Here is an 11443-nt window from a genome sequence, read left to right as displayed (position 1 = left end):
GCCCGGCGGCGCTCGGACGATGGCGGCCGCGGCTGGCCTTCGGGGCCCCGGAACCGTGCTAATGTCTTCTTCGGCCGCGGAAACACAGGCCGGCAGCAACACTCGTCCGGGTGGCGGAAATGGCAGACGCGCTAGCTTGAGGTGCTAGTGCCCGTATAGGGCGTGGGGGTTCAAGTCCCCCCTCGGACACAGTGATCGGGCGACATACCGATCGGATCCCCTCGTCTCTCCTCGGAGAGGCGGGGGGATTCGTCGTTTTCGACGTGCGACGAATCGCCCGCGTCTCTTTGCGGGAGATGGAGGAGCCCTCACCTTCAGGTGGGGCCTCTTCTCGAGTAGAGGCAGGACCGCCGGTTTATTGATTTCTACCGGAGGACACAGAAACCTCGCACCCGCGAACTGAGGGTTCATCGAAGGACAAGCACGCTCAATCCGCGACGACTTCGCTCTCGGAGTCGGTTCCAGTCTCGTTGCCTTCTCGGATCAGGTCCTGCCAGGGCCATTCGACAGTCCGGTACTTGCGGTAAAATAAAAGGTCGCGGTTCACAACAGTGACCTCCGGGTTTGTAGGGTTGTAAGCGAGAACCAATCCACGTTCCTCATCATCGACTTGCAGGCCTTCAATCTTGCGAAGCGCCGCCTTAAGATTGCCCTTCTGAATGCGGGGCTCTCTGCCATGAGCGACGTTGAAGATCGTGTCAAGGGACACGCCTTTGATCAAGTCGGCGTCGTCTTGTTCGAGCACGACAGCCATGGCGTGGGCGTAGATGGCTGTGGTGTTGTTCCTCTTACGGATGCCGGACGCCACGTTACTCGCGAAGGTCTGGAACACCGGCACAAGCTGATCCGAGTACTCCATCGCCGCCGAATCGAGCGCATCGTGGTCGTCGACGTAGATCTCGTTCTTCGGACGCTCAACGATTCCTATCTCGTCTAGCATTTCCAGAGTAAGTGACTGAAGGATGCCGACGTTTCCGTAGCAGTCTTCGGTGAGTCGATCCGCTATGGCGGAATCAAACTTGAGGTTGAGGCAAGCTGCCCCTTGGTGGATTACCTTCTTCAGATCGTCTGGTGACCAGCCGATCGAAACCTCCTTCAAGCGGCCGCTGAGGTCCGCGTTAAAGTTGAGAAGCATGTTGTTCTGGCTCCACACCCCGATGATCACGACGTAAAGGTTCGACTCCCATGGGGCTTTGAGGTCTGACGCGAGCCACTTGCGCTCCGCTACTGGGAGATAGTGGAAGTCCTCGATCACGAGGCGACGTCCGCTGAGCTTGATTAGTTCGGCGATTGCCCTGAGGTCATGTATGGCTGCGACAGAGGGCTCTGAGAGCGTTATTCATAAGGTTGTTTACCAGCCGAGTCGGTAGAGTTCGAGTTTTGTGATGGTGCGGATGATGGCGGGGAGTTCGCTGAGGCGTCCGCGGTAGCCGGTGGCGATGATTTTCCAGTTCTTGAAGTGGGCGATGCACCTCTCGACTGCGGATCGGGTTCTGGAGATTTCCCGGTTCGATTTCTTGGTGTTGTCGTCGAGGGTGGTGCCGTGGGGTCGTTTGCGGGGAGTGGTCGCGGTGGTGCCGATGTAGCCCGGGTCGGCGATCCAGTCCGTGTCATCGAGGATCGGCTCCCAGCCGCAGAGCGCGAGAGCGACACGATCATGACGGGCGCCGGCGACAGGGTCTGACGCGGCGAGGAGGCCGCCGTCCAGATCTGCGGCGATCTGCACATTGAGGCCTTGTCGGTGCCGCTTCCCGGAGTAATTCGACCGACCCGTTTTCGCGCGGTTCCCGGTGGGAACGTCTGTCCCATCGACCAGGACGACACGGCCTCGGACAGCTTCTTCCAGGGAAATCCCTGAGAAGCAACAGGCTTGCTCGATCAGCGGAACGATGCGCCGGTAGATCCGCGAGACGGTGGCTTGGGAGACGCCGTGCAGGTCCGCGACGGCGGCTTGGTTCAGGTTCTGTCGCAACAGCAGCAACGTCAGGATGACCTGCTCCCGCAGGTTGAGAAGCGCGGGGCGGCCAGGCAACGATGGACGCCCGGACAGGACCTGGAATATCCGAGCCACCAACTCCGTCACCTGCCCAGAGGTCAAACCTGTAGTAGAGTCATAGCGCATCGACTTCTCGCTTCAAGAATGGTGTGTAGGAACTTCCATTCTCTCCCGCGAGAAGTCGATGTCTTCACAGCGACACGCGCGAAACAGACCTTATGAATAACGCTCTGAGGTCACGGATTCTGACTGGGATGCCGTGATGCCAAGCTTCGCGCGTAGCTTACCGATTAGGCTTAACCCAATCTCGGTCTCGCCACTAATGCTTCCTTCGAAGCCTCGGTTGGTAGTGGTCCTAACCTCTAGGCTTAGCCCCAACTCGTTCAAGGCCAAGCGGTAGAGGTCTACAACTGTGTGGTTGTAACGACACTGCACAACGATTGCGTCAGGCAGAATTCGCTGTCGAAGCCAGGACTTACCCGCCTTTGAGGATCCCCGTAGGGCAATGTGCTTGTCTCTGTCCAGCAACTTCCGCACCTTCTCATCGAGGCCGCCGCGATCTACGTACGCTCCCGGACGCACGTCCGTGCTGATTCCGAAGACATCCTTGGTCTGCATGGTCACAGACACCCCCTCTATTCCTCGAAGAAGTATCGCACCGTACTACGGCGGACGTGCTCCGTCGGGGATGCCCTCTCGTCGTCGGCTTGTCAGCGTCTAACAGCACAGGAGTGGCACGCGCATGGTCGCGGAAAGGAAGCCTATGCCGGAACCATGCCCTCCTCAGCATCCGCCGGTCTGCTGCTCTTCCCGCCGCTGGCGCAGGACAACCGATGATCCGCGACAGCTCCGCCGAGGAGTGCTCAATACTTGTATGGTGATCGCATCAGGTAGGCAGACAGGGAGGAGTGACGTGGGTCAGGTGATTGCGCCCCGCAGGGTGCTGCACGAGGGCGGCTCCCGTGATCGGCGGGAGCACGCTCGACAAGGCAGGCTGAGTCTCAGCAGGCGTCGAAATCAGCCGAGACGGAGGCCGAGACCTCGATGTCCTCGGGCTTGAGGGTGAGCGCCTCCTCCGCCGACGAGAACGCCGCGGCGCGGCTCATCAGGGCCGATCCGCCCTCGATGCGCGTGTGCGGGCGCAGCCCGGGCTCGAACAGCGTCAGCACCCGCACCTCGGAGAGCCCCAGGGCGGCTGCGTAAGCCTCCGCCCTCTCGCGGGCGTCGCGCACGGCCGCGGTGCGGACCTCGCGCTCGATGTCCGCCCGCCGTGCCGCCGTGACGGTCCAGTCGACCCCCGAGACCTCGACCCCCGGCACCTCGGATATCGAGCCGACCCAGCGTCCGAGCGCCGCGAAATCGCGGTATTTCACTCGGACGCCGGCGGCCGCCACCTGGAAGAGCTGGGTGACATCGGAGTCCTTCAAGTACCTGCGGATCGACGAGACCGAGATCTGATCGGAGGACCACCAGGTGGCGGCACCGGACGCCTGCTCGGCCGCGGCCTCCTCGCGGACCCGCGCGTGCAGGGCGGTGACCTCGGCGAGCGCCTGAGCACGCGAGCGCGACTCCCGGCAGATCTGGAGGCGAACCGTGCCCCGCTCCGCGGGATGGAAGTGCTGGGCGAGACCGGCAACGGTGATGGTGACCATCACTCCATGCTGCCGTACGCACTGCGTCAGTTCCGAGCTGCGATCATCGCCCGGATGTGCTCAGCCAGGACCCGCTCCGTGGCCAGATTGCTGATCAGCTGCGCGCAGTGTCCTTTGCACGCTCCAGGCAGAGGCTCTCCGCTGCGCGGATCGGTTTTGTCCCGCAAAGCTCGCTCGCTCTCAGCGATCGAGGTCTCGAGCAGCGCGAGCCGGCGTGCGAGACGCTCGGACTGGAAGCTCTCGTGCGAGATGCTGAACCCAGAAGCGTGGTCGGCAGTAGAAATGGGGACGCTCATTGGTCATCCGTTCCGTCGGGCGCCCAGGAGTGGCACCATCACCAGGAAGACGCCCGGGAATGGCGATCATGACGCGGAGGCGCGAAACGCACCGAAGGATGGCGCGCCTCCTACCGTCAGGGGCGGAAGACGGCGAGATTCTCGTTCTCGACGATGGCGAGGGTGCGCACGAGACGCGTGTAGCGCTCGACCAGCTCGCGCTCTCCTGCACCCTGACCCAGTAGCGCCGAAATGCTCTCGGCGGGGAAGAGCGAGACGATCTCCATCGCTACTGCCCGCGCATGCTCGGAGGAGAGGGTGCGCGCGTACTCGAGCGCACGGGTCAGCTGCGGCCGCTCCTCCGCCTCGGGGACCGTGGACGGTGACAGTGAAGCCGCATGACCGAGGACCGCCACGAAGACCCGGGCGATCTCGTCGACCCGGAGCGCGCGGACCAGTGTCAGCAGGCGCGAGGAGACCCGCGAGACACCGCGCGCGAGAAGCTCGCCGCCCAGGGCGCGCACCTCGATCACGTCACCGCCGCCAAAGTCGCCCGAGACGCGCTTAATACCCGAGGCGAACAGGCTCGAGCCGGCGGCGATGCTCCGCTCGGCCTCAAGGTTGATCTCGACGCGGCCACGGCCGGTGGCCACGCCGGAGATCCAACGCTGCTCCACAGGCGGATGCGCATGCACGGCACGGACAAGGGTGCCGGGGCCGGAGCCTCCCAGCGCACCGAGGATGACCTCGGGGGTGCGGGCGCCGGCAATCCGAGTCGAGACGCCGTTGTGCGCGGCGAGTTCGGCGGCCCGCAGCTTCGAGCGGATGCCTCCGCGGCCAGTGCCGCCCTTCTGCACGCCGATCCGGCGCAGTTCCGAGATGCCCAGCTCCTCCAGGTGCACGCCCTCGGCGATGCTGCCGGCGAAGACGCCGGGGACGTCGGTGAGCAGCAGCAGCAAGTCGGCGCCGAGAAGCATCGCCAGCCCTCCCGCGACGCCGTCGTTGTCCGAGCCGGCAGAGTCGATCGTGTCGTTGCCGTTGACCACCGGTACGACTCCGGCGTCGAGTGCGTGGCGGATCGCCTCCGCAACGTGGGACATCTGCCGGGGCGAGGCGAGGTCGGACTCGCCGATCAGGATCTGCGCGACCAGCGCGCCGGAGAGCTCGGCCACCGAGCGGTAGAAGCCCATCAGGACGGTCTGACCCACAGCCGCCGCCAGCCGTGCACTGATCGGCTCCTCCTGCGCACGGGCGAAGAGCGCGCGGCCGGAGGAGACGGCGCCGGAAGAGACGAGCACGACGTCCCAGCCGAGGGCGCGGGCGGCGAAAGCGCTCTCGAGCGCACTGGCGAGCAGGACCGGGTCGGGGCCGGACTGCTTGGTCACCGAACTGGAGCCCATCTTGACCACGAGAGTCCGCCGGCGAGGTGCGGCCGGGGCGGTGACGTCGAAGTCGGCGGGGTCGGGTAGGGCGTCGGACATGGCTCCCATGCTAGAGGCGCGGGAGGAGGCGGTTCCGCGCGGCGACGCGGCACAGGGGGCGGTGCGGGGATGTCGGAGGCGGGTGCGAGACTGCCGGGGCGGGCCGTGGTTCACTCCTCCACAGGGCGCTTTCCCGCCCGCTTCTGCACTGTTCCGAAACCGCCGCGGCGGATGTCGGTGGCGATTGACATACTCGAACACATGTTCGAACATGGGCAGATGAGCCCCCCTTCCCCCCTCGTCTCCGCGGAGACGGCCGAGGCCGCAGAGCCCCTTCTGCGACAGCTCGCGTCGGTGAAGGAGCTGCAGTCCCGGATCCGCGAGATGCAGGCGGCCACGCTCGAGACCTCGAGCCTCGCCACCCTGCCCGCTTTCTCCTCCGTGCTCCCCGGCGGCTCGCTCAAGCAGGGCGCGGCCTACTCGGTCGAGGGTTCGATGAGCCTGGCAATGGGGCTGCTCGCCGGCCCGTCGGCCGAGGGCTCATGGTGCGGCGTCGTGGGGGTTCCCGAGTTCGGGGCCGAAGCGGCGGCGGGCATGGGGATCGACCTCGAGCGGCTCGTGCTCGTGCCCTCGCCGGCCGAGCACTGGCTCACCGTCACCGCCGCTCTCATCGACGTCTTGACCGTCGTGCTCACCCGTCCGCCAGCCTCCGTCTCCTCGGCCGACGTCTCACGGCTCGGAGCACGGCTGCGGCAGCGGGGAGCAGCGCTCGTGGTCCTCGGCGAGTGGCCGCAGGCCGAAGCCCGGCTCAGCATCCGCAGCAGCCGCTGGGAGGGCCTCGGCGCCGGTCACGGCTACCTCCGCTCGCGCGAGGCGATGGTCGACGTGGTCGGCCGCGCGGGCACACGCGTCCGCACAGTGCGGATGAGCATGCCGGGCCTCGAGCACGCCTTCGGCTCCCAGAGCGAGCACGGCCGCCTGCGCGAACGGGCGGTCTGAGATGGAGAGCGCACCCGAGCTGCGGCGGACGATCCTCGTCTGGTGCCCCGACTGGCCCCTCCTCGCGGCCGCCGCCGAAGCCGGTCTCGGCGCCGAACGCCCCCTGGCCCTCACCGAAAAGAGCCTCGTCTTCGCCTCCTCCCCCGCCGCCCGAGCCGAGGGAGTGCGCCGGGGTATGCGCGTGCGCGAGGCGCAGTCCCGCTGCACGGATCTCGCAGTCCTGCCGTACGACCCGGTGCTCGATCACCGGGCTTTCGAGCCGCTGATGCAGGCGCTCGAGGAGATCACCCCGGGCGTCCAATTGATCCGGCCGGGCCTCTGCGCCATCCGCGCCCGCGGGCCGCGCCGCTACTACGGGAGCGAGCAGAGCGCAGCCGAGGCGATCCTGCGGCGGCTGGCCGAGCTGGGGCTGCCCGGCGCGCGCATCGGGATCGCCGACGGGCTCTTCGCCTCCGAGCTCGCCGCCAAGCACTCCGGCCACCCCGTCGCGATCGTCCCGGCCGAAGCGGCGGCCGAGTTCCTCGCCCCGCTCCCGCTCGACGCCCTCGAGACCGAGGCCGTCGCTGCTCCCGCCCGAGTCCCCCACCGCGGAGACGACCTGGTCGCGCTGCTGCGCAAGCTCGGGGTCCGCACCCTCGGCGCCTTCGCTGCACTCCCCCGCGAGGATGTCGCGGCCCGGTTCGGACCCGACGGGGCCCGGGCGCACCTGCTTGCAGCCGGAGCCGAGTCGGCGACGGTGGTGCCGCGGCTGCCGCCCGAGCGGCTCGACCGGGCGATGGACTTCGAGCCGCCGCTGGACCGCATCGACCAGGCCGCCTTCGCCTTCCGGGTTCCCGCCGAGGAGTTCGTCGCCGGGCTCACCCGCGCACAACTGGTCGCGACCGCCATCCGCATCGAGGTCGTCAGCGAACGGGGCGAGGTCTCTTCCCGGAGCTGGCTGCATCCGCGCTGGTTCACCCCGGGCGACGTGCTCGACCGGGTGCGCTGGCAGCTCCAGGGCAGCGGGGCCATCGACACGGGGCTCGGAGCGCCGATCTCGCGCCTGTGCGTCGAGCCCGAGGCCGTCGACGCGATCGGGAACCACGAGCAGGGCCTCTGGGGCACCGCTCCCGAGGAGCGCGTGCACCACGGACTGAGCCGCGTGCAGAGCATGCTCGGGCACGAGGCCGTCATGACCGCGTCGATCGGAGGAGGGCGTGCGCTGCGCGACCGTCAGCACCTGATCCCGTGGGGCGACCGCGAGCCCGGGGACGCGCGACCACGCGGCCTGCCCTGGCCCGGCTCGCTGCCACCTCCGCTGCCGCCGACAGTCTTCGCCGAGCCGGCCACGGTGCTCGTGCGGGGGCCACGAGGCGAGCCCGTCTCGGTCGACGAGCGGGGCGCCCTCAGCTCCGTACCCGCCTACTTCACTCCCGGCACCTCCCAGGCACGCCTGGAGCCCCTAGCGGGATGGGCCGGGCCGTGGCCCATCGACGAGCGCTGGTGGGACCCGGGCACGGCCGTCCGCTACGACCGCTTCCAGGTGGTCGACGCCGCCGGGGTCGCCTGGCTGCTGCTCTGCCTCGACGGAGTCTGGGCCGCCGAGGCCCGATACGACTGACGCGCAGTCACTTCCCCCCTCCATCCGCGAACGAGTACGAAGGAGCCCCGATGGGCTGGAACAACCCGCCGATCCCGTGGTCGGAGTTCGAGCGCCGCCTCTCCAGCGGCAGACGTGCCGACGGCACGGTCGTCCGCGGCGACGGCGGCGACAGCCCGGCTTGGTCGCACAAGCGGCCCGCTTACATGCCGGGCGACGACGTCCGCCCGCCGGCGCACACCGTGCCCTACGCCGAACTGCACGCCCACTCCCACTTCAGCTTCCTCGACGGGGCAAGCAAGCCGGAGCAGCTGGTCGAGGAGGCCGTCCGGCTCGGCATCGATACCCTCGCGCTCACCGACCACGACGGCCTCTACGGCATCGTCAGAATGGCCGAGGCCGCCCAGGGCCACGACGTCCGCACGGCGTTCGGGGCTGAGCTCTCGATCGGACTCACCTCGCCGCAGAACGGCGTCGCCGACCCGGAGGGATCCCACCTGCTCGTCCTCGCCCGTCGCGAGGAGGGGTACCACCGCCTCGCCCGCGCGATCACCACCGCCCAGCTCTCCGGAGCCGAGAAGGGTAAACCGAGCTACGAGCTCGAGGAGCTCGCCCGCGCGGCGGACGGGCACTGGATCGTGCTCACGGGCTGCCGCAAGGGAGCGGTCCGCCAGGCGCTCGCCGCCTCGGGCGAAGCCGCAGCCGAGCGGGAGGTCCGCGAGCTCGTCCGGCTCTTCGGGCCCGCCAACGTCCTCGTCGAGCTCTACGACCACGGTGATCCGCTCGCCTCGCGCTCCAACGACCAACTGGCGGGCATCGCCGAGCGCCTGCGGCTGCGGGTGGTCGCCACCGGCAACGTGCACTACGCCCGGCCGGAGGAACGCCCCCTCCAGACAGCGCTCGCGGCGGTCAGAGCGCGGCGGAGCCTCGACGAAATGGACGGCTGGCTGCCGGCGGCCGGCGGCGCCCACCTACGCTCCGGTGCAGAGATGACCGAGCGCTTCGCCCGCTACCCGGGCTCCGTCGAGAACACGGTGCGCATCGCCGACGAGATCGCTTTCGAACTCGGTCGTGTCCGTCCCCGACTCCCCCGCCAGCAGGTCCCCGCGGGACACACCTCGATGACCTGGCTGCGCGAACTTGTCCGGGAGGCGACGCCGACCAAATACCCGCACGCCGACGCCGACGTCCTCGCCCGGCTCGAAAAGGAGCTTGCGGTGATCGAGCAGAAGGACTTCCCCGGCTACTTCCTGATCGTCCACGACATCGTTCACTACGCCAAGCGCCACGGGATCCTCTGCCAGGGCCGCGGCTCAGCAGCGAACTCGGCGGTCTGCTATGTCCTGGGGATCACCGCGGTCGACTCGATCTTCTACGACCTGCCGTTCGAGCGATTCCTCTCCAGCATCCGCGACGAGGAGCCCGATATCGACGTCGACTTCGACTCGGAGCGACGGGAGGAAGTGATTCAGTACGTCTACCGGAAGTACGGGCGGCTGAACGCGGCCCAGGTCGCCAACGTCATCACCTACCGGCCCAAATTCGCCGTCCGAGACATGGCCAAAGCTCTCGGTTACAGCGCCGGGCAGCAGGACGGCTGGTCGAAGCAGGTCGAGCGATGGGGCTCGATCACTGAGAGCACCGATCACGACATCCCCGAGGACGTCGTTGCGCTGACCACCCGGGTACTCGGCACGCCCCGGCACCTGGGCATCCACTCCGGCGGCATGGTCCTGACCGACCGCCCGGTGGGCGAGGTCTGCCCGATCGAGCCCGCGCGGATGGAGGACCGCACCGTCCTGCAGTGGGACAAGGACGACTGCGCCTGGATGGGCCTGGTCAAGTTCGACCTGCTCGGGTTGGGAATGCTGGCCGCGCTGCAGTACACCTTCGACCTCGTCGCCGAGCACGTCGGCGAGAAGTGGGACCTCTCGACCATCCCGCGCGAGGAAAAGGGCGTTTACGACCAGCTCTGCCGCGCCGACTCGATCGGAGTGTTCCAGGTCGAGAGCCGCGCGCAGATGGGCACCCTCCCCCGGCTGCAGCCGCGACGCTTCTACGACCTGGTGATCGAGGTGGCGCTCATCCGGCCCGGGCCCATCCAGGGCGGTGCCGTCCACCCCTACATCCGCCGCAAACTCGGCGAGGAGCCGGTGACCTATCAGCACCCCCTCCTCGTCACCCCGCTCAAGCGCACTCTGGGTGTGCCGCTCTTCCAGGAACAGCTGATGCAGGTGGCGGTGGCGGTCGGCGACTGCAACGCGGAGGACGCCGACCTGCTGCGCCGGGCGATGGGCTCCAAACGCGGAACCGAGAAGATCGAGACGCTACGCGAGCGGCTCTACCAGGGGATGGCCCGCAACGGGATCACCGGCGAGGTCGCCGACGACATCTACCGTCGGATCCAGGCCTTCGCGAACTTCGGTTTCGCCGAAAGCCACGCGATCAGCTTCGCCCTGCTGGTCTACGCCAGCGCCTGGCTCCGCCTGCACTACCCCGCCGCCTTCACCGCCGCGCTGCTGAGGGCTCAGCCGATGGGCTTCTACGCGCCGCACACCCTGGTCGCCGATGCGCGCCGGCACGGGGTCGAGGTCGCCTCGCCCGACATCAACCGCTCGCTGGCCCCGCCCGGACTCGAGGCACAGGAGGGCGCCTGCGTACGCCGACGGGGCGGCGCCGCCTACGGGAGCGACGACTGCCTCCGCGCCGACCAGCCCCCGACCGGGCTCTTCGAGCGCTCCGAGCACTTCCACACGGACGACCACCGGCGCGACAGCGGCTTCGTGATCCGACTCGGACTCGCCGGAGTGAAGGGCATCGGCACAGCGCTCGCCGAGCACATCGTCGCCGAGCGCGAGCGCGGCGGGCCCTACACGAGCATGGCCGACCTCTCGCGCCGGGTCGGCACGACCGCCGCCCAGCTCGAGGCTCTGGGCGCTGCCGGCGCCTTCGACTCGCTCGGGCTGCAGCGCAGGCAGGCGCTCTGGGAGGCGGGAACCGCTGCGGGCGACCGCGAGGAGTTCCTCGCCGGCTCGACGGTCGTCGTGCAGCCCCCGCTGCTGCCGATGCTGTCTGCGCAGGAGCGGGTCGTCTTCGATTTCTGGGCCACCGGGATCTCACCGGATGACCATCCACTGCGCCACCTGCGCGAGGGACTCGTCCGGCGCGGAGCCCGCTCCTCAGCCGACCTCCCCAGCACCCCGTCGGGCACCCGAATCGAGGTCGGCGGGGTCGTGATCCACCGTCAACGTCCCTCCACAGCCGGCGGAGTGACCTTTCTCAACCTCGAAGACGAACACGGGATCCTCAATGTGATCTGCTCCGTCGGAGTATGGAACCGCTACCGACGCGTGGCACGCGAGGCACCCGCCCTGCTGGTCAGGGGGATCCTCGAGCGCTCCGACGAGGGAGTGACCAACCTGCTCGCCGACCGGTTCGAAACCCTCACTGTCGGCGCGCGTACCACCTCACGCAACTTCCGATGACCACTGAGCGGCACCACCCGCTCGACCCACCAGAAA

The 11443-nt window shown here is 68.1% G+C and carries 8 protein-coding genes and 1 tRNA gene; 4 read left to right on the top strand and 5 right to left on the bottom strand.

Going from position 1 to position 11443, the window contains the following annotated elements:
* Positions 1-104: 104 nt before the first annotated feature.
* Positions 105-189: transfer RNA gene (locus tag A6122_RS06740), tRNA-Leu, on the top strand.
* 238 nt (positions 190-427) lie between these two features.
* On the opposite strand, the gene A6122_RS06735 is transcribed toward A6122_RS06740, so the two are convergent.
* The 5 genes from A6122_RS06735 to proB form a co-directional block, all read right to left on the bottom strand.
* Positions 428-1255 (bottom strand): hypothetical protein, encoded by an 828-nt coding sequence (locus A6122_RS06735; RefSeq protein WP_068253051.1) that lies wholly within the window; start codon positions 1253-1255, stop codon positions 428-430.
* 96 nt (positions 1256-1351) lie between these two features.
* Positions 1352-2122: a transposase family protein gene (locus A6122_RS06730; protein ID WP_084415728.1), complete on the bottom strand. Its 771-nt coding sequence runs from the start codon at positions 2120-2122 to the stop codon at positions 1352-1354.
* 90 nt (positions 2123-2212) lie between these two features.
* On the bottom strand, positions 2213-2620 hold the full coding sequence (locus tag A6122_RS16450; protein WP_146085090.1) for a hypothetical protein: 408 nt from the start codon (positions 2618-2620) through the stop codon (positions 2213-2215).
* 377 nt (positions 2621-2997) lie between these two features.
* Positions 2998-3648 (bottom strand): SIMPL domain-containing protein, encoded by a 651-nt coding sequence (locus A6122_RS06725; RefSeq protein WP_068253049.1) that lies wholly within the window; start codon positions 3646-3648, stop codon positions 2998-3000.
* A 412-nt stretch (positions 3649-4060) separates the two neighbouring features.
* A complete protein-coding gene (gene proB, locus A6122_RS06715) occupies positions 4061-5404 on the bottom strand; it encodes a glutamate 5-kinase (RefSeq protein ID WP_068253043.1) in 1344 nt (447 codons plus the stop codon).
* Positions 5405-5623: 219 nt separating this feature from the next.
* Here proB and A6122_RS06710 point away from each other — a divergent pair, with 219 nt between their 5' ends.
* Genes A6122_RS06710 through A6122_RS06700 form a run of 3 tightly spaced genes read left to right on the top strand, consistent with a single transcriptional unit; the run spans position 5624 to position 11407 of the window.
* Positions 5624-6343 (top strand): hypothetical protein, encoded by a 720-nt coding sequence (locus tag A6122_RS06710; RefSeq protein ID WP_068257223.1) that lies wholly within the window; start codon positions 5624-5626, stop codon positions 6341-6343.
* 1 nt (position 6344) lies between these two features.
* Positions 6345-7943 (top strand): DNA polymerase Y family protein, encoded by a 1599-nt coding sequence (locus A6122_RS06705; protein ID WP_068253040.1) that lies wholly within the window; start codon positions 6345-6347, stop codon positions 7941-7943.
* Between the two features lie 50 nt (positions 7944-7993).
* The gene (locus tag A6122_RS06700; RefSeq protein WP_068253038.1) at positions 7994-11407 is read left to right on the top strand and encodes an error-prone DNA polymerase; all 3414 of its coding nucleotides are present in this window, start codon (positions 7994-7996) and stop codon (positions 11405-11407) included.
* The last annotated feature ends 36 nt before the right edge of the window (positions 11408-11443 follow it).

Source organism: Rathayibacter tritici (assembly GCF_001641005.1).
Classification (GTDB): Bacteria; Actinomycetota; Actinomycetes; order Actinomycetales; family Microbacteriaceae; genus Rathayibacter; species Rathayibacter tritici.
This window is presented reverse-complemented; position numbering and strand designations above follow the sequence as displayed.

Bases quoted from the DNA above. Each gene is read 5' to 3' on its own strand.
- A6122_RS06730 (WP_084415728.1), bottom strand. From the start codon at position 2,122: ATGCGCTATGACTCTACTACAGGTTTGACCTCTGGGCAGGTGACGGAG.
- A6122_RS06725 (WP_068253049.1), bottom strand. From the start codon at position 3,648: ATGGTCACCATCACCGTTGCCGGTCTCGCCCAGCACTTCCATCCCGCG.
- proB (WP_068253043.1), bottom strand. From the start codon at position 5,404: ATGTCCGACGCCCTACCCGACCCCGCCGACTTCGACGTCACCGCCCCG.
- A6122_RS06710 (WP_068257223.1), top strand. From the start codon at position 5,624: ATGAGCCCCCCTTCCCCCCTCGTCTCCGCGGAGACGGCCGAGGCCGCA.
- A6122_RS06705 (WP_068253040.1), top strand. From the start codon at position 6,345: ATGGAGAGCGCACCCGAGCTGCGGCGGACGATCCTCGTCTGGTGCCCC.
- A6122_RS06700 (WP_068253038.1), top strand. From the start codon at position 7,994: ATGGGCTGGAACAACCCGCCGATCCCGTGGTCGGAGTTCGAGCGCCGC.